The sequence below is a fragment of the Pseudomonas sp. R1-1 genome, assembly GCF_051132135.1.
In the GTDB taxonomy this organism is placed as follows: Bacteria; Pseudomonadota; Gammaproteobacteria; order Pseudomonadales; family Pseudomonadaceae; genus Aquipseudomonas.
Genome location: NZ_CP071663.1, coordinates 3,642,447 through 3,664,522, shown reverse-complemented (window position 1 = coordinate 3,664,522; position 22,076 = coordinate 3,642,447). Strand labels below are relative to the sequence as shown.

Genomic DNA, 22,076 nt, shown 5'->3' with positions numbered 1-22,076 from the left:
GGCTTACCTCGCGTTGCTGGCGCCAACCGGGGATTCCGGCTGAAGCTTCAGGTAGAAGTAGAACAGCACCAGCGTGATCGCGATCAGCAACGCGGCACCGGCACTGGCCAGGCCCCAATTGAGGAACGATTGCACCTGCTGAATGATGAACTCCGGCAGCATCATGTTCTGCGCGCCGCCGAGCAGCGCCGGGGTGACGTAGTAACCGAGCGACATCACGAACACCATCAATCCGCCGGAAGCCAGGCCCGGCCGGCACAGCGGCAGGAACACTCGGAAGAAGTTGGTCCACGGGCTCGCGCCGCAGATCGAGCCGGCCTGCAGGATCATCGGATCGATGGCCTGCATGGTCGCCTGCAACGGCAGCACGATGAACGGGATCATGATGTAGCTCATGCCGATCACCACGCCGGTGAGGTTGTGCACCATTTCCAGCGGCTGGTCGATGATGCCCATGGCCATCAGCGCCTTGTTGATCACCCCCGAGGCTTGCAGCAACACCAGCCACGAATAGGTGCGGGCGAGCAGGCTGGTCCACATCGACAGCAGCACGATGTTCAGAATCCAGCGTCCCCAGCCGCGCGGTACCAGGGTGATCGCCCAGGCCAGCGGAAAGCCCAGCAGCAGGCTGAACAGGGTCACCAGCCCGGCCACCGAGAAGGTGTTGAGCAGCACCCGCGCATACGCCGAGTTGGCGAACAGTTGTTCATAGTTGCCAAGGCCTGGCGTCGGTTCGAGCACACCACGCAACAGCAGGCCAATCAACGGCGCGAGAAAGAACAGGCCGAGGAACAACAGCGCCGGGGCGAGGTTGCCGGCGCCGCGCCAGCGTTGCTTGAGGGACGCACCGGCAGCGCCGGCGGCGCTCCCGGTGGCAGTGGACGGAACGGGCGCAGTGGCCGCCATTTTCATTTGACCAGCCATTCGTTCCACCGTGTCGCGATGGCCGGACCGTTCTTGGCCCAGTACGCGAAATCAAGAGTGATCTGATCCTTGGCGTAGGCAGTCGGCAGGTTGGGGGCCAGCGTCGAATCCAGACGCTCCACACTGTCGAGGTTGACCGGCGCGTAGGCGGTCAGGTTGGAGAAGTCGGCCTGGCCTTTGGCGCTGCTGGCGTTGGCGAGGAACTTCATCGCCGCGTCCTTGTTCTTCGCGCCTTTGGGCACGACCAGAATATCGGCCATGACCAGGTTCTGCTTCCAGCTCACGCCGACCGGCGCGCCGTCTTCCTGTAGAGCGTGGACGCGACCGTTCCAGAACTGGCCCATGCTCGCTTCACCGGAGGCCAGCAGTTGCTGCGACTGCGCGCCACCGCCCCACCAGACGATGTTTTTCTTGATGGTGTCGAGTTTCTTGAACGCGCGGTCCAGGTCGAGCGGGTAGAGTTTGTCTGCCGCGACGCCATCGGCCAGCAGTGCGAGCTCGAGCACGCCGGGGCTTGGCCATTTGTACAAGGCGCGTTTGCCTGGGTAAGTCTTGGTGTCGAACAGGGCGCTCCAGTCCTGCGGCTTGTTGGCGCCGAGCTTGCCTTCGTTGTAGCCGAGGACAAAGGAGAAGAAGAACGAGCCGACGCCGTGATCGTTGACGAAGCGCGGGTCGATCCTGTCGCGCTGGATCACTTTGAAATCGAGGGGTTCGAGCAGGCCTTCAGCCGCGGCGCGCAGGGCGAAATCGGCTTCGACATCGACCACGTCCCACTGCACGTTGCCGCTCTCGACCATGGCCTTGAGTTTGCCGTAGTCGGTCGGCCCGTCCTGGACGACGGTGATGCCGCTGGCCTTGCTGAACGGATCGGCCCAGGCCTGTTTCTGCGCATCCTGGGTGCTACCGCCCCAACTGACGAAGTTGACGCTTTCGGCAGCCATCGCAGCCTGGCCGGTGACGCTGAGCAGTCCCGCAAAAAGAATTGCGGTTGCAGCTTTGTTCAACACCATTTTTACGCCCTCATTGTTGTGTTTATTGAGCGGGCTTGCGTTGTTGCCCGCCTCACGGGAGCAGTAGATGGACGTTCGTTGGAGTGTCCGGTCTATGGAATATCATATTATGGTATTCCAAACTTTGTGCAAGCACTTTGCCTTACCGGTTATCTGGCGAGTGGGCTTTTATGTTGTTTGAAGGACTCGATCTGAAATGCAAAACCCCTGTAGGAGTGAGCCTGCTCGCGATAGCGGTGTATCAGCCGACATCATTATTGAATGTCACACCGCTATCGCGAGCAGGCTCACTCCTACATTTGGATTTGTGCTCGTCTTGGGTTATTCGGTGAACGGAATACTCTCGACCACCTCAAGGTCATACCCGGTCAACCCCGCATATTTCAGCGGCGGCCCCAGATGCCGCAGCTTGCCAACCCCGAGGTTCTGCAGAATCTGCGCTCCGGTGCCGACCTCCGAATAGATCCGCGACTGCGAGCGGCTGAACTGCCGCGGTGGCTGGGTCAGTTGCGGCACCCGCTCCAGCAGCGCCTGTGACGACTCATGGTTGGCCAGCACCACGACCACCCCGTGACCTTCGGCAGCGACCCGTTGCAGCGCCGCCCACAGCGTCCAGTTCTTCGGCCCGCTGTATTCTGCACCGACCAGATCGCGCAGCGGATCGATCACATGCACGCGCACCAGGGTCGGCTCATCACGGCGCAGATCGCCCATGACCATCGCCATGTGCACGCCGCCTTCGATGCGGTCTTCAAAGGTGATCAAGCGGAAGGTGCCATGCACCGTCGGCAGTTCACGTTCGCCGATGCGTTCGATGGTGTGCTCGGTGCTCAGGCGATAGTGGATCAGGTCGGCGATGGTGCCGATCTTGATCCCGTGCTTGCGTGCGAACAGTTCCAGATCCGGGCGCCGGGCCATGGTGCCATCGTCGTTCATCACCTCGACGATCACCGAGGCCGGAGTGAAACCGGCCAGTCGCGCCAGGTCACAGCCGGCTTCGGTGTGGCCGGCGCGGGTCAGCACACCGCCTTCCTTGGCGCGCAGCGGGAAGATATGGCCGGGCTGCGCCAGATCCTCGGCACGGGCATTTGGCGCCACGGCGGCGGCGACGGTGCAGGCGCGATCGGCTGCGGAAATCCCGGTAGTTACGCCGACGGCTGCTTCAATCGATACGGTGAACGCGGTGCTGAATACGCTGCCGTTGCTCGGGACCATTTGCTCCAGGCCCAAACGCTGGCAATGTTCATCGGTCAGGGTCAGGCAGATCAGCCCGCGCGCTTCGCGGGCCATGAAGCTGATCGCCTCGGGCGTGCAGCGGTCGGCGGCCAGCAACAGGTCGCCTTCGTTCTCGCGGTCTTCGTCATCGACCAGCAAAACCATTTTGCCGAGGCGATAATCGTCGATGATTTCTTCGATGCTGTTGAAGGCCATGCTGGACTCTCAGGGTTCGTTGGAAATATATTGGTATACCATAATACAAAATCAACAAAGAGGTCACTATGAAGGCGTACTGGATTGCTCATGTGGATATAGCCGATGCCGAACACTACAGCCAATACACCCAGCGCACGCCGCAGGCGATTGCCGCGTACGGTGGCGTATTTCTCGCCAGAGGCGGACGCAGCGAAGCGATGGAAGGCCGCGAAACGCCGCAACGCACGGTAATCATCGAGTTCGAAAGCTATGAGCAAGCCGTGGCGTGCTACCGTTCGGCGGCGTATCAGGAAGCGAAAAGTTATCGCGAGGACTGGGCGAGGGCGGAGATCATTATCGTTGAGGCCTACGCACCGATCTGAGCCGCATGATCGTTCCCACGCTCCGCGTGGGAATGCAGCCCGGGACGCTCTGCGTCCCATCCAGAGCCGAACGCGGAGCGTCCGTAGAGGCATTCCCACGCGGAGCGTGGGAACGATCAGACATCAGCGCATGAAGTGAATTTTGCCGCTGTCGTCATTGCCCATGTAAATCCCGTAGACCCCCGCCTGGCGCTCTTCGATATAGCGCTCGAGAATCTGCCGGATCGCCGGGTAGTAGATCTGTTCCCACGGGATGTCTTTAGGGGCAAAGAACTTGTAGTCCAGCGTCTCCGGCCCGTACTGCCCGGTAATCTCCAGGGCGATGGCGCGGAAGATGATGTACACCTCGCTGATCTTCGGCACGCTGAAAATCGAATACGGCGAGACAATCTCGGCGCGCACGCCGCTTTCTTCCCAGACTTCGCGCAACGCCGCCTGCTCGGTGGTCTCAAAGCTTTCCATGAAACCGGCGGGCAGCGTCCAGGTGCCCGGACGCGGCGGGATCGCCCGTTGGCACAAGAGGTATTTGCCGTCCTGCTCGATGATGCAGCCGGCAATGATTTTCGGATTGACGTAGTGGATGTAGCCGCAGCCGCGGCACATCAGGCGCTCATGCGTATCGCCCGCTGGTATCTGCTGACCGAGGTCAGGGCCACCGCATTTCGGGCAATAGCTCGGGCTGAACATCTCAGTGACCTATACGCGGTTCTTTCAGCGCGATGGGCAGGGTGATCGCCGGCGTCGCGCCAGTCTCTTCCTGCTTGCGCTTGAGGTAGTCGAGGGCCACGGCAGCCGCGGCGCGCACGTGATCCACACAGGCCTGATGCGCCGCCAGCGGATCGCCGCTCTTGATTGCCGCGACCATTTTTTCCATCTCGTGGTTGCTGGCGCCGCGACGGTTTTCCTGCGACACCGAGGTCGCGCGCAGGTAACTGATGCGCGCCTGCAACTGGCGCAACTGGGTGGCGGCGACGTGGTTGCCCGAACCTTCGAGCAGCACGTCATAGAAGCCCTGCACCGAGTCGATCACCTGCTGTAGCTCGCCGTCTTTCAACGCCTTGCGGTTGTCGTCGAGGGCTTTTTCCAGGGCTTTGATGTCCTTGGCCTTGGCGCGCAGGGTGAACAGCTGAACGATCAGGCCTTCGAGCACGCAACGCAGCTCGTAGATATCGACGGCGTCGGCGAGGGTGATGATCGCCACGCGCGGGCCTTTGGCGTCGGCGAATTCGACCAGACCTTCGGATTCAAGATGACGCAAGGCTTCGCGTACCGAAGTACGGCTGACGCCGAGGCGATCACACAGGTCGCGTTCGACCAGACGATCGCCCGGCATGAGCTGGAAATTCATGATCGCGCTACGCAGCTTGTCCAGCACGATTTCGCGCAGGGTAACGGGGTTGCGATTGACCTTGAAGCTGTCGTCGAGTGGCTGGCGTTTCATGGGGTCCGCTCTTTAGCTTGGCTGTCCATGCCAGACGGGCATCTAAACAGCCGAGGGGTTAACTGGAGGCCTCGGCGTCGGCTTCGGCAAAGGCTTCACGGGCCAGCCGGAAACTGTCCACGGCTGCCGGAACGCCGCAATAAATGCCGACCTGAAGCAGAATTTCGCGTATTTGCTCACGACTCAGGCCGTTACGCAAGGCGCCACGCACATGCAGCTTGAGTTCGTGCGGGCGGTTGAGCGCCGAGATCATCGCCAGGTTGATCATGCTGCGCTCCTTGAGCGACAAACCCTCACGCCCCCAGACATGGCCCCAGCAGTACTCGGTGACCATTTCCTGCAGCGGACGGGTGAAGTCATCGGCGTTGTCGATCGAGCGCTGCACGTAGGCTTCGCCCAATACCTGGGTGCGGATTTTCAGGCCTTTTTGGTACTTTTCGTTACTCATGAAATCCTCCATTCACCACAATTCCCCTGTAGGAGTGAGCCTGCTTGCGATCGCGGTGGATCAGTCGACATCAATGTTGAATGTCAGTCCGCTAACGTCGGATCGCCGCCCGGAGCAGGCTCACTCCTACAGGGATTTGTGTGAATTTGTCAGGCCAGGGTCGGCAGGGGGCCGAGCTTGCCCTTGTGATAAATCATCGGCGTGACCGGTTGCTCGGGCAGGATCAGGTGCTTCACTGCGCCGACGATGATCGCGTGGTCGCCGCCATCGTATTCACGCCACAACTCGCACTCGATGATCGCCGTGGCCTTGGCGAGGATCGGGTTGCCCAGATCGCTCAAGTGCCACTCGATGTCTTTGGCCTTGTCCTTGCCCTTGCCGGCGAACGCATAGGCTTCGGCGGTCTGCTCGGCGGAGAGCAAGTGAATGGCGAACTTCTTGCTATCGCGCAGCACCGGGTAGGTGTCGGAGGCGTAGTTGGGGCAGAACAGCACCAGCGCCGGGTCAATCGACAGCGCGCTGAAGGCGCTGGCGGTGATGCCGACGATGCCGCCGTCCGGGTCCAGCGTCGTGACCACCGTGACGCCGGACGGAAACGAGCTCATGACGTCTTTGTAAATGCCGGGTTCGATCATTTCGCAGGACTCCTAGCGCATCACAAACGGATCAGGCATTGGCGCCTGGGAGAGATTGATCCACACCGTTTTCAGTTCGGTGTAGGCCAGCACCGAATCGATGCCGCTTTCGCGTCCATAGCCACTGTTCTTGAAGCCGCCGATCGGCGCCATCGCCGACACCGCGCGGTAAGTGTTGACCCAGATGATCCCCGAGCGCACATCGCGCGCCAGGCGATGGGCACGGCCCAGGTCGCGGGTCCAGATGCCGGCGGCGAGGCCGAACTGCGAGTCGTTGGCGATTGCCAGCGCTTCGGCTTCATCTTTGAAACGGATCACCGAAGCCACCGGACCGAAGACTTCCTCCTGCATGATCTTCATCGAGTTGCGGTCGCATTCGAACAGCGTCGGCTCGTAGAACCAGCCTTCGCCGACATCGCTCGGACGCTTGCCGCCAGTGCGCAGGCGCGCGCCTTCAGCAATGGCATCGGCGACCAGGCCTTCGACTACCGCCAATTGCTGCGCGGTGGCCATCGGGCCCATCTCGCTGTGGTCTTCCTGCGGATTGCCGATGCGGATGCGCTGGGCACGTTCGACCAGACGATTGACGAACTCGTCGTAGATTTCGTCCTGCACCAGCAGGCGCGAACCGGACACGCAACTCTGCCCGGACGCCGCGTAGATCCCGGCAATCGCGCCGTTGATCGCGCTGTCCAGATCGGCGTCGGCGAAGATGATGTTCGGCGACTTGCCGCCCAGTTCCAGCGACAGCTTGGCGAAGTTCTCGGCGCTGCTGCGCACCACATGCCGTGCCGTCGCCGCGCCGCCGGTGAAGGCGATCTTGCGGATCAGCGGATGGCGGGTGAGGGCGGCGCCTGTGCTCGGGCCGTAACCGGTGACGACGTTGACCACGCCTGGGGGAATCCCGGCTTCGAGGGCCAGCCGCGCCAGTTCCAGAATCGTTGCCGAAGCGTGCTCGGACGGCTTGATCACAATGGTGTTGCCGGCGGCGAGCGCCGGGGCCAGTTTGATTGCCGTCAGATACAGCGGGCTGTTCCACGGAATGATCGCGGCGACCACACCCATGGCTTCGTGCACGGTGTAGGCAAACAGGTCGGGCTTGTCCAGCGGCAGGGTGCCGCCTTCAAGCTTGTCGGCGAGGCCCGCGGTGTAGTGGAAGAACTCCGGCAGATAGCCAACCTGACCACGGGTTTCGCGGATCAGCTTGCCATTGTCGCGGCTTTCCAGCTGCGCCAGTTGTTCCTTGTTTTCGGCGATCAAATCACCGAGGCGACGCAACAGCTTGCCCCGTGCGGTGGCGGTCAGGCCGCGCCAGGCCGGGCTGTCGAACGCCGTTTGCGCAGCTTGCACGGCGCGTTCGACGTCGGCTTCATCGGCATCGGGCAGTTCGGCCCAGGCTTGCGCCGAGGCCGGGTTGAGGCTTTCGAAGGTCTTGCCGGAGAGGGCGTCGACCCATGCTCCGCCGATGCACATCTGGAAGCGTGCGAGTGTCATGCAACGATCCCCTTTATATGGTTTTGTCGGGAGTGTGCGAATTGCAGAAATTGCAGCAAGGTCTGGTTGACCAGACGCGGCGACTCTACCGGCATCATATGCCGTTGCTCGGGGAGCACGGCAACCTTCGCACCGGGAATGCGCTTGGCCAATTGCTCGGCCATTTCCGGGGTCGAACCGGGGTCGAGCTCGCCAGTGGCGATCAAGGTCGGTGCGGTGATCGTGCCGAGGTCGTCGGCGCGGTACATGTCCTGGGTGGCGAACAGTTCGTAGGTGGTCAGGTAACCCTGCGGATCGTTGTTGGCCAGGGTCTGGCGCAGCGCGGCGATCTGCGCCGGGTTGGCCGCCTGATACTCACGGCTGAACCAGCGTGACAGCGCCGCTTCGGCGTTAGCGTCCGGGCCATGCTCGGCGGCCTGCGCGGTGCGTGCGATGACGCCGGCACGCTGCTCTTCGCTGCGGTTGAACACGCTGTTGAGCACCACCAAGCTTTGCAGGCGCTCAGGGTGGTGCAGGGCAAACGCCCGCGCGACCAGGCCGCCCATGGAGAAGCCGATCACTGCGGCCTGCGGCAGGTTCAGGTGATCGAGCAGCTCGAGCAACTGATCGGCGTAACCGAGGAGGTCGGTGCCGCTGGCCGGCCGTGGACTGGCGCCGTGGCCGAGCATGTCGTAGGCGATCACCTGATAGTCGCTGGACAGGCCAACGATCTGGCCGCCCCACATTTCTTTGTTCAGGCCCACGCCGTGGATCAAAACCACGGGCTGGCCTTGGCCGGTCGCCAGGTAACTGGTGCCAGCCGGGGTGAGTTCAGCGGTGAGCCGAATCATGGAGCGCTCCTGCAATGCCTTTTTATTGTGGTTACTGGGCTTTTTCGGCGGCCAGTTCTTCCAGATCGATGTAGCGGCTGCCAATGCGCGGATGCAGGCGACCACCGTCGGCACAACCCAGTACCACGACGATTTCGTCGGCACGCGGGGCGTCTTCGATCTGCATTTCCAGGGTGATGTAGTGCGAACGCTGACCTTCGTCGTCCTTGTGCATCATCGGGATCTGGATCGAGGTGCCCGGGCCGCCGCGCTTGTTGGTGAAGCTCAGGTAGCTCTTGGCGTTGACCGCTTCGCGATAATGGTTGCCGAAGCGCAGGGTGTGGATCACGGCGGAGGCGTGTTCGATCTCGCCATCAGCGCCGACCACTGCGGCTTTACCGTAGGCTTCGATTTTCTCCGCGCCGCCAATGATGCCGACCAGACGCTCGACCATCAGCGCGCCGAGGTCAGAGCAGTTGGCGCGGATCTGCGGCTTCAGGTCTTCGACAAAACCGTTGCCCACCCAAGGGTTCTTCATCACCACGGCGAGGCCAACCATGGTCACAGGCTTGTCGGTGGCTTTGCCGCCTTCGATAAAGGTTTCTTCGACATAGCTGACGATCTTGCGGATTTCGAAACTCATGAGCTGCTCCGTAGGGGGATTGAGAGTATCTGTGCGTCTGATGGTATACCATAATACCGATCGTGCAAGTCCCCTCGCGCATTTTTGCCGCATCACCCCGGCGAATGGTCATGTATTCAAATCCCTAAACCACCGCCGGCCCCTGTAGGAGTGAGCCTGCTCGCGATAGCAGTGTGTCAGTTAGCAAATCACTGGCTGACACACCGCTATCGCGAGCAGGCTCACTCCTACAGGGGAATCCATCGGCAATACGGTTAACAAAAGATAACGTGGCGCCGATTGTCAGACGTTTCGAAAGCCCGATAGGATGAGCCAGCTTCCGAAGGGGCTCTGGATGGCGGGTTTCAGGACGATGCTTCTGATCAGCCATCATCGCAGCACCCTTGCGGCGCCCTTGAAGGCCGGATGGCCCAACAATAATAAATAGGGGAAGGTCTATGAGTCGTTGCCGCCCGCCGGCGTTGCGCAACACCGCGTTGCTGGTCACAGCACTCTCTCTGCTGGGTTTTGCCACACTGTCGGCGCCAGTGATTGCCGCCGAGGCGCCCGCCGACGTGGTGTATGCCACCGAATCGGCGAAGGCCGCGAAAAGCCTGATTCTCGATGTGGTCCATGCCGGCACGCGCCTGGTCGCGGTTGGCGACCGTGGGCACATTCTCTATTCCGATGACCAGGGCAAGACCTGGGTCCAGGCCAAAGTGCCAACCCGGCAACTGCTCACCGCCGTGTATTTCGTCGACGACCAGCGCGGCTGGGCAGTCGGCCATGACGCGCAGATCCTCGCCAGTGCAGACGGCGGTCTGACCTGGACCAAGCAATTCGAAGACCTCAAACGTGAATCGCCGCTGCTTGACGTCTGGTTCAAGGACGCCAACAGCGGCTTTGCCGTGGGCGCGTACGGCACGCTGCTGGAAACCACCGACGGCGGCAAGGACTGGCAAGACGTCAGCGACCGCCTCGACAACGAAGACCAGTTCCACCTCAACGCCATCGCTGCCGTGAAAGACGCCGGGCTGTTCATCGTCGGCGAGTCGGGCAGCATGTTCCGCTCGGCCGATGACGGCCAGACCTGGGAAAAGCTCGAAGGCCCGTACGAAGGTTCGCTGTTCGGCGTGATCGGCACGGCACAAGCGCAGACCCTGCTGGCCTACGGCTTGCGCGGCAATCTCTACCGCTCCACCGATTTCGGCAGCAACTGGGAGCAGGTCGAGCTTAAAGCCGCGCGCGGTGCGCTGGAGTTCGGCCTGTCCGGCGGCACGCTGCTTGAAGACGGCTCGATCGTCATCGTCGGCAACGGCGGTTCGGTGATCAGCAGCAGCGATAACGGCGAAACCTTCAGCGTATTCAACCGCCCGGATCGCATTTCGCTGTCGTCGGTCGCTGCGGCCGGCGACGGCAATCTGATTCTGAGCGGGCAGGGCGGGGTGCACCTCACCCAGCCAAACGGTGCCGAGACCAATAACAAGAAGGCGGGCCTATGACTTCCTTGATCACTCCCCAGCAGGAAAAGGCGACGTTCCTCGAACGCCTGATTTTCAACAACCGCCCGGCGGTGATTCTGATCTGTCTGGTGGTGAGCATTTTCCTGTTCTGGCAGGCCACGCTGATCCGGCCGTCGACCAGTTTCGAAAAAATGATCCCGCTGCAGCATCCCTTCATCGAAAAGATGATGGAGCACCGCAACGATCTGGCGAACCTCGGCAACACCGTGCGTATTTCGGTGGAAGCCACTGACGGCGACATCTTCTCCAAGGAGTACATGGAGACCCTGCGGCAGATCAACGACGAGGTGTTCTACATCTCCGGCGTCGACCGCTCCGGGCTGAAGTCGCTGTGGAGCCCGAGCGTGCGCTGGACCGAAGTGACCGAAGAGGGCTTCGCCGGTGGTGAAGTGATCCCGCAGAGCTACAACGGCTCGCAGGACAGCCTCGATCTGCTGCGCAACAACGTGCTTAAGTCCGGCCAGGTCGGGCGTCTGGTGGCCAACGATTTCAAGTCGAGCATCGTCGACATTCCGTTGCTCGAGTCGTATCCGGACCCGCAGGATCAGGGCAAGTTGCTCGCCCTGGACTATCGCCAGTTCTCCCATGAACTCGAAGACAAGATCCGCAACAAGTTCGAAGCCCAGAACCCCAACGTAAAGATCCATATCGTCGGTTTCGCCAAGAAGGTCGGCGACCTGATCGATGGGCTGGTGATGGTGGTGCTGTTCTTCGGCGTCGCCTTCGTCATCACCTTGATCCTGCTGCTGTGGTTCACCAACTGCGTGCGCAGCACCATTGCCGTGTTGAGTACGACGCTGGTGGCGGTGGTCTGGCAGCTCGGCTTGATGCACTTCTTCGGCTTCGGCCTCGATCCGTATTCAATGCTGGTGCCATTCCTGATCTTCGCCATCGGTATTTCCCACGGCGTACAGAAGATCAACGGTATCGCCCTGCAATCCAGCGAGGCCGATAACGCGCTGACTGCCGCGCGCCGCACGTTCCGGCAGTTGTTCCTACCGGGGATGATCGCGATTCTGGCCGACGCGGTGGGTTTCATTACCTTGCTGATCATCGACATCGGTGTGATCCGTGAACTGGCGATTGGCGCGTCCATCGGCGTGGCGGTGATTGTCTTTACCAACCTGATCCTGCTGCCGGTGGCGATTTCCTATGTCGGCATCAGCAAGCGCGCGATCGCCAAGAGCAAGAAAGACGCTAACCGCGAACATCCGTTCTGGCGCCTGCTGTCGAACTTCGCCAATCCGAAAGTCGCACGCATCTCGGTGGTGCTGGCGCTGATCGCTTTCGGCGGCGGCCTCTGGTACAGCCAGAACCTGAAAATCGGCGACCTCGACCAGGGTGCGCCGGAACTGCGCCCGGACTCGCGCTACAACAAGGACAACAACTTCATCATCAGCAACTACTCGACCAGCTCCGACGTGCTGGTGGTGATGGTTAAGACCAAGGCCGAAGGCTGCTCGCGCTACGAAGCCATGGCGCCGATCGATCAGTTGATGTGGAAGATGCAGAACACCGAGGGCGTGCAGTCGGCGATCTCGCTGGTGACCGTGTCCAAACAGATGATCAAGGGCATGAACGAGGGCAACCTGAAATGGGAAACCCTGTCGCGCAACCCGGACGTGCTGAACAACTCGATCGCCCGTGCCGACGGCCTCTACAACAACAGTTGCTCACTGGCGCCGGTGCTGGTGTTCCTCAACGATCACAAGGCTGAAACCCTCGATCGTGCGGTGAACGCGGTGCAGGAATTCGCCAAGGAAAACAACAAGGACGGCCTGGAATTCATCCTCGCCGCCGGTAACGCCGGGATCGAAGCGGCGACCAACGAAGTCATCAAACAGGCCGAGCTGACCATCCTGATTCTGGTGTACATCTGCGTCGCGGTGATGTGCATGATCACCTTCCGCTCGTGGGCGGCAACCCTGTGCATCGTCCTGCCGCTGGTACTGACCTCGGTCCTCGGCAACGCGCTGATGGCGTTCATGGGCATCGGCGTGAAAGTCGCGACGTTGCCGGTGGTGGCGCTTGGGGTGGGGATTGGCGTCGACTACGGCATCTACATCTACAGCCGTCTGGAAAGTTTCCTGCGTGCCGGGCTGCCGCTGCAGGAAGCCTATTACCAGACTCTGAAATCGACCGGTAAAGCCGTGCTGTTCACCGGACTGTGCCTGGCGATCGGCGTGTGCACGTGGATCTTCTCGGCGATCAAGTTCCAGGCTGACATGGGGCTGATGCTGACGTTCATGTTGTTGTGGAACATGTTTGGCGCGCTGTGGCTGCTGCCGGCGCTGGCCAAGTTCCTGATCAAGCCGGAGAAACTGGCGGGGCAGAAGGGCAATTCGTTGTTTGCCCATTGATCTGAGTGGCTGAAACGACAAAGCCGCAACCTTTGGGGGTTGCGGCTTTTTTTGTGGATCAAGATCAAGATCAACAGCCCCTCACCCTAACCCTCTCCCAAGGGGAGAGGGAACTGACCGAGGTGTGCGGCTTGAGACGTCGACCTGAAAGATCGAGTCGATTATAGATTCAAAGCAAATCACTGGACCTGCAATACCAAGCGATGTTGGATTCAGCGCAAATCGTTCAAGTCGGCGTAAATCTCGAATATCCCCTAATCGGTCCCCTCTACCTCTGGGAGAGGGCTAGGGTGAGGGCAAGCGGTCTGAAGCCTTAAGAAAGCTCAGCGCCAAGCACCACACTCAACGCACTCCGCGCATCATCCAGCTGCACCAGCGTCGCATGCCTTGCACCCAGCGCATCGCGATTTTCAATGGCGGTCAAAATCGCCTTGTGTCGCGGCAACGCCAATTCATGCAGATTCGGCCGCTGATTGGAATGCTTCAACGCCTCGGCAATCGCCACCGCGAGCATGTTGCACAGATTCGCCAGCAAATCGTTGTGCGTCGCGTCGGCAATCCGGCTGTGAAAGTCCAGGTCCGGTTGCAACAAGGCTTCCGGCGTCGGCGCCGCTTCCATGCGTTGATACGCTTCATGGATGGCGGCGATGTCGGCATCGGTGGCGTGCTGGGCGGCGAGGGCGGCAGCGGCGGGTTCGATGATGCTGCGCACGCTGGTCAGGACGTTGAAGAATTCATTCTGCGGGCTGCTTTGCATCAGCCAGTGCAGCACGTCCGGGTCGAGCATGTGCCATTCGCGGCGCGCCTTGACCACCGTGCCGACGCGCGGCCTAGAGTACACCAGCCCCTTGGCCACCAGCACCCGCGTGGCTTCGCGCAACACCGGCCGGCTGACCGCGTACTCCTCGCAGAGCAGGGCTTCGGCGGGCAGTTTGTCGTCGGGCAAAAAGCGTCCGGAGACGATCTGCATGCCCAGTTCCTGGACGATGCGCGAGTGCATGCTTTTACGGTCGGAGGGTTTGCGGTAATCCATGGGGAGCGGCGCGATCCTGAGCGATGGAGATGCCGCGCATCATAGCAGGCACCAGACAATCTTGAGGCAGGCAATGATCGTTCCCACGCTCTGCGTGGGAATGCAGCCCGGGACGCTCTGCGTCCCATTTCAGAGCTGGAACGCGGAGCGTCCCTTGAGGCATTCCCACGCGGAGCGTGGGAACGATCGGTGGCGGTTGTTAGTGTGAGTGGCGCGGGACTTCAGCGCCGCGGCAGCCGACCAGGAAGTCGAAGTCGCAACCCTGATCCGCTTGCAGCACATGGTCGATGTACAGCTGACGATAGCCGCCCACCAACAATTGCTGCGGTGGCTGCAGGTCGGCCATGCGCGCGGCCAGTTCGGCATCGGAAATGTCCAGGTGCAGACGCCCGCTGGCGCAATCGAGTTCGATCCAGTCGCCTTCCTTCACCGTCGCCAGAGGCCCGCCGGCCGCCGCTTCCGGCGCGACGTGCAAGACCACCGTGCCGTAGGCGGTGCCGCTCATCCGTGCATCGGAAATGCGCACCATGTCGGTCACGCCCTGCGCCAACAGTTTGGCCGGCAAGCCCATGTTGCCGACTTCGGCCATGCCCGGATAACCCTTCGGCCCGCAGTTTTTCATCACCAGGATCGAATCCTTGTCGACGTCCAGCTCCGGATCGTTGATCCGCGCCTTGTACATGTCGAAGTTCTCGAAGACCACGGCGCGGCCGCGATGCTGCATCAGTTCAGCGGTGGCGGCAGAGGGTTTGAGCACCGCACCGAGTGGCGCGAGGTTGCCGCGCAGTACGCAGATACCGCCGTCGGCGCGGATCGGGTTGTCCAGCGTGCGGATCACTTCGTCTTCGCCGTAGATTGGCGCGTCCTTGGTGTTCTCGCCGATCGATTTGCCGTTGACGGTCAGCGCGTTCGGATTGGGGATCAGATTGGCTTCGCCGAGGCGACGCAGCACCGCAGGCAATCCACCGGCGTAATAGAACTCCTCCATCAGGAAGCGTCCGGACGGCTGCAGGTCGACGATGGTCGGCATGCCGCGACCGATGCGCGTCCAGTCGTCCAGATCGAGCTCGACGCCGATGCGCCCGGCAATGGCTTTCAAGTGAATTACAGCGTTGGTCGAACCACCGATGGCGGCGTTGACGCGAATGGCGTTTTCGAAGGCTTCCTTGGTGAGGATCTTCGACAGTTTCAGGTCTTCGCGCACCATTTCCACGGCGCGCATACCGGACATGTGCGCCAGCACGTAACGGCGCGCATCCACCGCCGGGATCGCTGCGTTGTGCGGCAGGGAAGTGCCCAGTGCTTCGGCCATGCAGGCCATGGTCGAGGCGGTGCCCATGGTGTTGCAGGTGCCCGCCGAGCGCGACATGCCGCCTTCGGCCGCGAGGAAATCGTCGATGGTGATGGTGCCGGCCTTGACCTGTTCGCTGAGCTGCCAGACCACCGTGCCCGAGCCGATGTCCTTGCCCTTGTGCTTGCCGTTGAGCATCGGCCCGCCGGTGACAACGATCGCTGGCACGTCGCAACTGGCCGCGCCCATCAGCAGCGCCGGGGTGGTCTTGTCGCAACCGGTCAGCAGCACTACGCCGTCGATCGGGTTGCCACGAATCGCTTCCTCAACGTCCATGCTCGCCAGGTTGCGGGTGAGCATGGCGGTCGGGCGCAGGTTCGATTCGCCGTTGGAGAACACTGGAAATTCCACTGGAAAACCACCGGCTTCGATCACGCCGCGTTTGACGTGCTCGGCGATCTGGCGGAAATGCGCGTTGCACGGCGTCAGCTCCGACCAGGTGTTGCAGATGCCGATGATCGGCTTGCCGTGAAACTGATGGTCGGCGATGCCCTGATTCTTCATCCAGCTGCGGTACATGAAGCCGTTCTTGTCGGCCGTGCCAAACCATTGGGCGGAGCGCAGGGTGGGTTTCTTATCAGCCATGATCGATTCTCTTATTGTATGACTATAGTGTTCCAGCGATGGCCTAACATAAGCGCAAATTCGCCGCTTTGGAAGTGTTGTTGCGTAATTAGTATTACTATATAGTCGTTTTCGACGGAGGGATGGCCCTGGCAGCTGTGCAGCGAGAGGCGTCCCCCGAGGTTCTATAAAAACAACAATCGGAGACCGATCTCATGAGCCAGGAATTACGGCTTATCCGGCGCATCACACTGAAACTGATTCCCTTCCTGATCCTGCTGTACCTGATCGCCTATGTGGATCGCTCCGCCGTCGGCTTCGCCAAGCTGCACATGGGCGCCGACATCGGCATTGGCGATGCCGCCTATGGCCTGGGCGCCGGGCTGTTCTTCATTGGTTACTTCCTGCTCGAAATCCCCAGCAACCTGATGCTCGAACGCTTCGGCGCGCGGCGCTGGTTCGCGCGGATCATGATCACTTGGGGCGCAATCACCATCGGCATGGCCTTCGTTCAGGGCCCGCACAGCTTCTATGTGATGCGCTTTCTGCTCGGCGCGGCCGAGGCGGGCTTCTTTCCGGGCGTGCTGTACTACATCACCCAATGGTTCCCGGTGCGCCATCGCGGCAAGATCCTCGGCCTGTTCATCCTCTCGCAACCGATCGCGATGATGATCACCGGACCCGTGTCCGGCGGTTTGCTCGGCATGGACGGCATCCTTGGCCTGCACGGCTGGCAGTGGCTGTTTATCGTCATCGGCACCCCGGCGATTCTGTTGACCTGGCCGGTGCTGCGCTGGCTGCCGGACGGCCCGCAACAAGTGAAGTGGATGGATCAGGCAGAAAAAGACTGGCTGACCGGCGAACTGAAAAAGGATCTGCAGGAATACGGCCAGACCCGTCACGGCAATCCGCTGCATGCGCTGAAAGACAAACGCGTATTGCTGCTGGCGCTGTTCTACCTGCCAGTGACCCTGAGCATTTATGGCCTCGGCCTGTGGCTGCCGACGCTGATCAAGCAGTTTGGCGGCAGCGACCTGGTCACCGGTTTCGTCTCCTCGGTGCCGTACATCTTCGGCATCATCGGCCTGCTGATCATTCCGCGCAGTTCCGACCGCTTGAATGATCGCTACGGGCACCTGGCGGTGCTGTATGTACTCGGGGCGCTGGGTCTGTTCCTCAGTGCCTGGCTGTCGCTACCCGTCGCGCAACTGGCGGCGCTGTGTCTGGTGGCGTTTGCGCTGTTTTCCTGCACGGCGGTGTTCTGGACCTTGCCGGGGCGGTTCTTTGCCGGCGCGAGCGCGGCAGCGGGGATCGCACTGATCAACTCGGTGGGCAATCTGGGCGGGTACATCGGGCCGTTCGTGATCGGCGCGTTGAAGGAATACACCGGCAATCTGGCTTCGGGGCTGTACTTCCTCTCGGGCGTGATGGTGTTCGGGCTGATTCTGACCGGCATCGTTTATCGCGTGCTGGAGCGCAAGCATGTGCTGCCGGTTGAGCAGTTTGCTGCGAGTGCACGCGGTGCGACCCGCACCTGAATTCTGAAAGCAACACAGATCCCCTGTGGGAGCTAGCCTGCTAGCGATTGCGGTCTAATCCTGAAGTTTTCGCTGACTGACACACCGCTATCGCTGGCAGGCCAGCTCCCACAAAGATTTATAGCGTTCTTGAGATTCGTTTAAAGGAGAACAACATGCATCTGGTTCAATTCGAATTAACCAACGGCGAGCGCCGCGTCGGCGTGGTCGACAAGGCGCGGGTGCGTGAAGTACAGGGCGCGCGCAGCGTGCGCGATCTGGCGCTGGCTGCCATCGAGGCGCGCAACACGCTGGAGCAGCACGTACAAACCCTCGGCTTCGGCGCCGATCACGATTACCCCGAACTGCTCGCCGAACTGCGCATCCTGCCGCCACTCGATCACCCGGACCCGGCACACATGCTGGTCAGCGGCACCGGCCTGACCCATCTGGGCAGCGCCTCGGCGCGGGACAAAATGCACCAGCAGGCCGGCGACGAAGCGGCCATGACCGACACCATGCGCATTTTCAAATGGGGTCTGGAGGGTGGCAAACCGGCGGCGGGGCGGGCCGGTGTGCAACCGGAGTGGTTCTACAAAGGTGACGGCAGCATCGTCGTGCGCCCGGGCCAACCGTTCCCGTTGCCGCCGTTCGCCGAAGACGCGGGCGAGGAGCCGGAAATGGCCGGCCTCTACGTCATCGGTCACGACGGCAAGCCGTATCGCCTCGGCTTCGCGGTAGGCAACGAGTTCTCCGATCACGTCATGGAGCGCAAGAATTACCTGTACCTGGCGCATTCGAAATTGCGCAGCTGCAGTTATGGTCCGGAACTTCGCACCGGTGAATTGCCTCAACACCTTGCAGGTGCCAGTCGCATCCTGCGTGACGGTGAAGTGCTGTGGCAGAACGAATTCCTCAGCGGCGAGGCCAACATGTGCCACAGCCTGGCGAACCTCGAATACCACCACTTCAAATACCGGCAGTTCCTGCGTCCGGGCGACGTGCACATTCATTTCTTCGGCACCGCGACGCTGTCGTTCGCCGACGGCATTCGCACCCAGCCGGGCGACGTGTTTGAAATCAGTCAGGCTGAGTTCGGCGCACCGCTGGTCAATGGTATCGTGCCGATCGACGCAGTGTTTGCCCCCGACAGCATTGGCACCCTTTAAGGAGATCCCATGACTCAGATTCTCGGTCACAACTACATCGGCGGTCAGCGCAGTGCCGCTGGCAGCGTCAAACTGCAATCGGTCGACGCCAGCACCGGCGAAGCACTGCCGCACAACTTCACCCAGGCCACCGCTGAAGAAGTCGACGCCGCCGCCAGGGCAGCCGCCGCCGCTTACCCGGCCTATCGCAGCCTCAGCGCCGAACGCCGCGCACAGTTTCTCGACGCGATTGCCGACGAGCTGGACGCGCTGGGCGATGATTTCGTCGCCGTGGTCTGCCGCGAAACCGCACTGCCGGCCGGGCGCATTCAGGGCGAACGCGGTCGCACCAGCGGGCAGATGCGTCTGTTCGCCAAGGTCCTGCGTCGCGGCGATTTTTACGGCGCGCGCATCGATCAGGCGTTACCCGATCGTCAGCCATTGCCACGCCCGGACCTGCGTCAATATCGCATCGGCCTCGGCCCGGTCGCTGTGTTTGGCGCGAGTAACTTTCCGCTGGCGTTCTCCACTGCCGGCGGCGACACCGCAGCGGCGTTGGCCGCCGGTTGCCCGGTGGTGTTCAAGGCGCACAGCGGCCACATGGCCACCGCTGAGCTGGTCGCCGACGCGGTCATTCGTGCGGCGGAAAAAACCGCCATGCCGGCCGGTGTGTTCAACATGATCTACGGCGGTGGCGTCGGCGAGTGGCTGGTCAAGCACCCGGCGATTCAGGCCGTCGGTTTCACCGGTTCGCTCAAGGGCGGTCGCGCGTTGTGCGACATGGCCGCGGCGCGTCCACAGCCGATTCCGGTGTTCGCCGAAATGTCGAGCATCAACCCGGTGATCGTGCTGCCGCAAGCGCTGGCGACACGTTCGGAAACCGTCGCCCGCGATCTCACCGCGTCGGTGGTTCAGGGCTGCGGACAGTTCTGCACCAACCCGGGTCTGGTCATCGGCATCCGCTCGCCGCAGTTCAGCGCGTTTGTGCAGCAGGTCGCTGCAGCGATTGGCGATCAGCCGGCGCAGACCATGCTCAACGCCGGCACCCTCGGCAGCTATGGCAAAGGCCTGGAAAAACTCCTGGCGCACAGCGGCATCGAGCATCTGGCCGGTAATCCGCAGCAGGGCAATCAGGCGCAACCGCAGCTGTTCAAGGCGGATGTCAGCCTGTTGATCAACGGCGATGAAGTGCTGCAGGAAGAAGTGTTCGGCCCGACCACGGTGATCGTTGAAGTGGCCGACCAGGCGCAACTCAGCGCTGCGCTGCACGGCCTGCACGGGCAACTGACCGCAACGATCATCGGCGAGCCGGCCGACTTCGAACAGTTCGCCGAACTGACGCCGCTGCTCGAACAGAAGGTCGGGCGCATCCTGCTCAACGGTTACCCGACCGGTGTCGAGGTGTGTGATTCGATGGTCCACGGCGGGCCGTATCCGGCGACGTCCGATGCGCGCGGCACTTCGGTGGGCACGCTGGCGATCGACCGTTTCCTGCGCCCGGTGTGCTTCCAGAACTACCCGGACAGCTTGCTGCCTGAGCCGTTGAAAAACGCCAACCCGCTGCGCATTCAGCGTCTGGTGGATGGCAAGCCATCGCGTGAGGCGATCTAAAGCCCACCAGCTGTTGATCGTTCCCACGCTCCGCGTGGGAATGCAGCCCGGGACGCTCTGCGTCCCAGTGGAACGCGGAGCGTCCCTAGAGGCATTCCCACGCAGAGCGTGGGAACGATCAACAACATCTGCCAGTTATTTGCTGACTGACACACCGCTATCGCCAGCAGGCTGGCTCCCACACGGGTTTCAGCGCGACATTAAGCTATCATTGGCCCTTTCCCCCCCAAGAAAGACTGTTTGCCATGACTGCCCAAACCCTTCTCAACGCCCTCGAACACTGCGGTATGGTCGTAATCGACGACCTGCACGCCTTCGAATTCGCCCTCGACGAAGACGATAACCTGCACATCGAATGCATGGTTGGTCGTGAGGCCAAACATTGGGAATTCACCCCGGCACAAGTCGAGGCTGCCACCTTTGATGAAAAGCTGAAGAACTGGCTGATCATCGGTTACGCCAGCCACACCAAGACCACCGGCGAACACCGCCTGGTCTGCCTCGGTGATGTAGTCAGCAGCAGCGACGATGAGGATGAACAATAATGAAAATGCGTAATTTCTGGCCGCTGCTGATGGCCGGCAGCGTCGGCGCGATGGGCTTTTCCAGCGCCTACGCGGAAAACTTCCAGTTGCTGGTCGGCTCGTACACCGCCGGCAGCAGCGAAGGCATTTACCGGATGAGCTTCGACAGCGCCACCGGGCAGATCGCCGCCAAGCCGCTGCAAGTGGTCAAGACCGAAAACCCGTCGTGGCTGACCCTGTCCAGGGACCAGAAACGCCTGTTCGTAGTGAACGAAAACGGTCCGGGCCAGCAGGACCCGGTCGGCCGCGTCAGCAGCTTCGCCATCGATCCGAAAACCCACGCCCTGAGCCTGATCAATCAGGTGCAGAGCCTGGGCAACGAGCCGACCCATTCGAGCCTCAGCGCTGACGCCAGCCATTTGTTCGTCAGCAACTATTCGGTGGTGGAAGATCCGGGCGGCACCCTGGCGGTGTTGCCGGTCGGCGCCGACGGCAAGCTCCAGCCGGTGGTGCAGATGAGCGCGCACCCGGCCAGCGGGGTCAATCCTGAACGTCAGGCGTCCAACCACGTGCACTCGACGGTGTCCTCGCCGGATGGCCGCTACGTGTTCTCCAACGACCTGGGCGCGGACAAGATATTCATCTATCAATTCGATCCGAAAGCCAATCCGCACCTGCCGCTGACACCCGCGAAGACGCCTTCCGTGGCGTTGCCGGCCGGCAGCGGCCCGCGTCATCTGCTGTTCAGCGCCGACGGCAAGCACGCCTGGCTGACCATGGAAATGAGCGCGCAGGTCGCGGTATTCGACTACATGGATGGCGTCCTGACCCAGACGCAACTGGTCGATCTGGCCGCCGGTCAGCCGACGTCGGACAAGGCCGGCGCCGCGTTGCATGCCTCGGCAGACGGCAAGTTTCTCTACGTCAGCAACCGTGGCACCGCCAATCAACTGGTGGTGTTTGCCATCGATCCGGCCAACGGTCAGTTGAAGGAGCTGCAAAAACGTTCGGTGGAAGGCGACCATCCGCGTGAATTCGCCCTCGATCCGAGCGGTAAATTCGTGTTGATCGCCAACCAGAAGAGCAACGAGATTGTTGTCGTCGAACGCGATGGCAAGACCGGTCTGCTCGGCAAAACCGTGCAGAAACTGCCGATCGACGCGCCCAGCGACATCAAGTTTCTAGTGCGACAATAAGCCACAGGCCCCGTTATTCGGGGCCTGTGCCTTTGTATTAATTACGCTGATAACGGCTAATGCTACAAAA

The 22,076-nt window shown here is 61.5% G+C and carries 20 protein-coding genes; 8 read left to right on the top strand and 12 right to left on the bottom strand.

The annotated features are described in order from the left end of the window. Window positions 1-3 precede the first annotated feature (3 nt). The 3 genes from J3P75_RS16355 to ribBA all read right to left on the bottom strand — a co-directional run bounded on the left by J3P75_RS16355 (window position 4) and on the right by ribBA (window position 3,365). A complete protein-coding gene (locus tag J3P75_RS16355; RefSeq protein WP_434711321.1) occupies window positions 4-912 on the bottom strand; it encodes an ABC transporter permease in 909 nt (302 codons plus the stop codon). Beyond that, complete coding sequence (locus tag J3P75_RS16350; RefSeq protein ID WP_434707440.1) at window positions 909-1,934, bottom strand: ABC transporter substrate-binding protein; 1,026 nt, start codon at window positions 1,932-1,934, stop codon at window positions 909-911. The genes J3P75_RS16355 and J3P75_RS16350 overlap by 4 nt, the downstream gene beginning before the upstream one ends. Before the next feature lie 321 nt (window positions 1,935-2,255). Further along, window positions 2,256-3,365 (bottom strand): bifunctional 3,4-dihydroxy-2-butanone-4-phosphate synthase/GTP cyclohydrolase II, encoded by a 1,110-nt coding sequence (gene ribBA / locus J3P75_RS16345; RefSeq protein WP_434707439.1) that lies wholly within the window; start codon window positions 3,363-3,365, stop codon window positions 2,256-2,258. A 68-nt stretch (window positions 3,366-3,433) separates the two neighbouring features. Between ribBA and J3P75_RS16340 the strand changes: the two genes are divergently transcribed. After that, window positions 3,434-3,730, top strand: coding sequence for a DUF1330 domain-containing protein (locus J3P75_RS16340; protein ID WP_434707437.1), 297 nt, complete (start codon window positions 3,434-3,436; stop codon window positions 3,728-3,730). Window positions 3,731-3,853: 123 nt separating this feature from the next. Here the strand turns inward: J3P75_RS16340 and J3P75_RS16335 are convergent, their stop codons facing one another. The 7 genes from J3P75_RS16335 to J3P75_RS16305 all read right to left on the bottom strand — a co-directional run bounded on the left by J3P75_RS16335 (window position 3,854) and on the right by J3P75_RS16305 (window position 9,200). After that, complete coding sequence (locus tag J3P75_RS16335; RefSeq protein WP_434707436.1) at window positions 3,854-4,417, bottom strand: NUDIX hydrolase; 564 nt, start codon at window positions 4,415-4,417, stop codon at window positions 3,854-3,856. Between the two features lies 1 nt (window position 4,418). Continuing rightward, window positions 4,419-5,171, bottom strand: a complete 753-nt coding sequence (locus tag J3P75_RS16330; protein WP_090282928.1) for a GntR family transcriptional regulator — start codon at window positions 5,169-5,171, stop codon at window positions 4,419-4,421. Between the two features lie 58 nt (window positions 5,172-5,229). After that, the gene (locus J3P75_RS16325) at window positions 5,230-5,619 is read right to left on the bottom strand and encodes a carboxymuconolactone decarboxylase family protein (protein WP_434589462.1); all 390 of its coding nucleotides are present in this window, start codon (window positions 5,617-5,619) and stop codon (window positions 5,230-5,232) included. A gap of 149 nt (window positions 5,620-5,768) precedes the next feature. Further along, window positions 5,769-6,254 carry a flavin reductase family protein gene (locus J3P75_RS16320; protein ID WP_203421748.1) on the bottom strand — a complete coding sequence of 162 codons (486 nt, stop codon included), beginning with the start codon at window positions 6,252-6,254 and terminating at the stop codon, window positions 5,769-5,771. A gap of 12 nt (window positions 6,255-6,266) precedes the next feature. Continuing rightward, window positions 6,267-7,748 carry an aldehyde dehydrogenase gene (locus J3P75_RS16315; protein WP_206416021.1) on the bottom strand — a complete coding sequence of 494 codons (1,482 nt, stop codon included), beginning with the start codon at window positions 7,746-7,748 and terminating at the stop codon, window positions 6,267-6,269. After that, complete coding sequence (locus J3P75_RS16310; RefSeq protein WP_434707435.1) at window positions 7,745-8,578, bottom strand: alpha/beta fold hydrolase; 834 nt, start codon at window positions 8,576-8,578, stop codon at window positions 7,745-7,747. Before J3P75_RS16310 ends, J3P75_RS16315 begins: the two co-directional genes overlap by 4 nt. 31 nt (window positions 8,579-8,609) lie before the next feature. Beyond that, window positions 8,610-9,200, bottom strand: coding sequence for an amino acid synthesis family protein (locus tag J3P75_RS16305; RefSeq protein ID WP_434707434.1), 591 nt, complete (start codon window positions 9,198-9,200; stop codon window positions 8,610-8,612). A 437-nt stretch (window positions 9,201-9,637) separates the two neighbouring features. Here J3P75_RS16305 and J3P75_RS16300 point away from each other — a divergent pair, with 437 nt between their 5' ends. Beyond that, complete coding sequence (locus J3P75_RS16300) at window positions 9,638-10,681, top strand: WD40/YVTN/BNR-like repeat-containing protein (RefSeq protein ID WP_434707433.1); 1,044 nt, start codon at window positions 9,638-9,640, stop codon at window positions 10,679-10,681. Further along, window positions 10,678-13,062 (top strand): efflux RND transporter permease subunit, encoded by a 2,385-nt coding sequence (locus J3P75_RS16295; protein WP_203421752.1) that lies wholly within the window; start codon window positions 10,678-10,680, stop codon window positions 13,060-13,062. Before J3P75_RS16300 ends, J3P75_RS16295 begins: the two co-directional genes overlap by 4 nt. A 313-nt stretch (window positions 13,063-13,375) precedes the next feature. Here J3P75_RS16295 and J3P75_RS16290 read toward each other — a convergent pair whose 3' ends face one another. Both J3P75_RS16290 and J3P75_RS16285 read right to left on the bottom strand, forming a co-directional pair. Further along, complete coding sequence (locus J3P75_RS16290; protein WP_434707432.1) at window positions 13,376-14,095, bottom strand: FadR/GntR family transcriptional regulator; 720 nt, start codon at window positions 14,093-14,095, stop codon at window positions 13,376-13,378. 199 nt (window positions 14,096-14,294) lie between these two features. After that, window positions 14,295-16,031: an IlvD/Edd family dehydratase gene (locus J3P75_RS16285; protein ID WP_090282935.1), complete on the bottom strand. Its 1,737-nt coding sequence runs from the start codon at window positions 16,029-16,031 to the stop codon at window positions 14,295-14,297. A gap of 194 nt (window positions 16,032-16,225) precedes the next feature. Between J3P75_RS16285 and J3P75_RS16280 the strand changes: the two genes are divergently transcribed. The 5 genes from J3P75_RS16280 to J3P75_RS16260 all read left to right on the top strand — a co-directional run bounded on the left by J3P75_RS16280 (window position 16,226) and on the right by J3P75_RS16260 (window position 22,006). Further along, a complete protein-coding gene (locus J3P75_RS16280; RefSeq protein WP_434707431.1) occupies window positions 16,226-17,548 on the top strand; it encodes an MFS transporter in 1,323 nt (440 codons plus the stop codon). A gap of 155 nt (window positions 17,549-17,703) precedes the next feature. Further along, window positions 17,704-18,696 carry an AraD1 family protein gene (gene araD1 / locus J3P75_RS16275; protein ID WP_434707430.1) on the top strand — a complete coding sequence of 331 codons (993 nt, stop codon included), beginning with the start codon at window positions 17,704-17,706 and terminating at the stop codon, window positions 18,694-18,696. Window positions 18,697-18,705: 9 nt separating this feature from the next. Continuing rightward, window positions 18,706-20,286, top strand: coding sequence for an aldehyde dehydrogenase (NADP(+)) (locus tag J3P75_RS16270; protein WP_434707429.1), 1,581 nt, complete (start codon window positions 18,706-18,708; stop codon window positions 20,284-20,286). A gap of 245 nt (window positions 20,287-20,531) precedes the next feature. Further along, a complete protein-coding gene (locus J3P75_RS16265) occupies window positions 20,532-20,831 on the top strand; it encodes a DUF5629 family protein (RefSeq protein WP_434589447.1) in 300 nt (99 codons plus the stop codon). Continuing rightward, window positions 20,831-22,006 (top strand): lactonase family protein, encoded by a 1,176-nt coding sequence (locus J3P75_RS16260; RefSeq protein WP_434707428.1) that lies wholly within the window; start codon window positions 20,831-20,833, stop codon window positions 22,004-22,006. Before J3P75_RS16265 ends, J3P75_RS16260 begins: the two co-directional genes overlap by 1 nt. Window positions 22,007-22,076 lie beyond the last annotated feature (70 nt).

What these genes read in the sequence shown, in the direction of transcription:
- araD1 (WP_434707430.1), top strand. Translation starts at nt 17,704, where the DNA reads ATGCATCTGGTTCAATTCGAATTAACCAACGGCGAGCGCCGCGTCGGC.
- J3P75_RS16320 (WP_203421748.1), bottom strand. Translation starts at nt 6,254, where the DNA reads ATGATCGAACCCGGCATTTACAAAGACGTCATGAGCTCGTTTCCGTCC.
- J3P75_RS16350 (WP_434707440.1), bottom strand. Translation starts at nt 1,934, where the DNA reads ATGGTGTTGAACAAAGCTGCAACCGCAATTCTTTTTGCGGGACTGCTC.
- J3P75_RS16355 (WP_434711321.1), bottom strand. Translation starts at nt 912, where the DNA reads ATGAAAATGGCGGCCACTGCGCCCGTTCCGTCCACTGCCACCGGGAGC.
- J3P75_RS16300 (WP_434707433.1), top strand. Translation starts at nt 9,638, where the DNA reads ATGAGTCGTTGCCGCCCGCCGGCGTTGCGCAACACCGCGTTGCTGGTC.
- J3P75_RS16310 (WP_434707435.1), bottom strand. Translation starts at nt 8,578, where the DNA reads ATGATTCGGCTCACCGCTGAACTCACCCCGGCTGGCACCAGTTACCTG.
- J3P75_RS16260 (WP_434707428.1), top strand. Translation starts at nt 20,831, where the DNA reads ATGAAAATGCGTAATTTCTGGCCGCTGCTGATGGCCGGCAGCGTCGGC.
- J3P75_RS16285 (WP_090282935.1), bottom strand. Translation starts at nt 16,031, where the DNA reads ATGGCTGATAAGAAACCCACCCTGCGCTCCGCCCAATGGTTTGGCACG.
- ribBA (WP_434707439.1), bottom strand. Translation starts at nt 3,365, where the DNA reads ATGGCCTTCAACAGCATCGAAGAAATCATCGACGATTATCGCCTCGGC.
- J3P75_RS16305 (WP_434707434.1), bottom strand. Translation starts at nt 9,200, where the DNA reads ATGAGTTTCGAAATCCGCAAGATCGTCAGCTATGTCGAAGAAACCTTT.
- J3P75_RS16315 (WP_206416021.1), bottom strand. Translation starts at nt 7,748, where the DNA reads ATGACACTCGCACGCTTCCAGATGTGCATCGGCGGAGCATGGGTCGAC.
- J3P75_RS16295 (WP_203421752.1), top strand. Translation starts at nt 10,678, where the DNA reads ATGACTTCCTTGATCACTCCCCAGCAGGAAAAGGCGACGTTCCTCGAA.
- J3P75_RS16290 (WP_434707432.1), bottom strand. Translation starts at nt 14,095, where the DNA reads ATGGATTACCGCAAACCCTCCGACCGTAAAAGCATGCACTCGCGCATC.
- J3P75_RS16335 (WP_434707436.1), bottom strand. Translation starts at nt 4,417, where the DNA reads ATGTTCAGCCCGAGCTATTGCCCGAAATGCGGTGGCCCTGACCTCGGT.
- J3P75_RS16265 (WP_434589447.1), top strand. Translation starts at nt 20,532, where the DNA reads ATGACTGCCCAAACCCTTCTCAACGCCCTCGAACACTGCGGTATGGTC.
- J3P75_RS16270 (WP_434707429.1), top strand. Translation starts at nt 18,706, where the DNA reads ATGACTCAGATTCTCGGTCACAACTACATCGGCGGTCAGCGCAGTGCC.
- J3P75_RS16325 (WP_434589462.1), bottom strand. Translation starts at nt 5,619, where the DNA reads ATGAGTAACGAAAAGTACCAAAAAGGCCTGAAAATCCGCACCCAGGTA.
- J3P75_RS16280 (WP_434707431.1), top strand. Translation starts at nt 16,226, where the DNA reads ATGAGCCAGGAATTACGGCTTATCCGGCGCATCACACTGAAACTGATT.
- J3P75_RS16340 (WP_434707437.1), top strand. Translation starts at nt 3,434, where the DNA reads ATGAAGGCGTACTGGATTGCTCATGTGGATATAGCCGATGCCGAACAC.
- J3P75_RS16330 (WP_090282928.1), bottom strand. Translation starts at nt 5,171, where the DNA reads ATGAAACGCCAGCCACTCGACGACAGCTTCAAGGTCAATCGCAACCCC.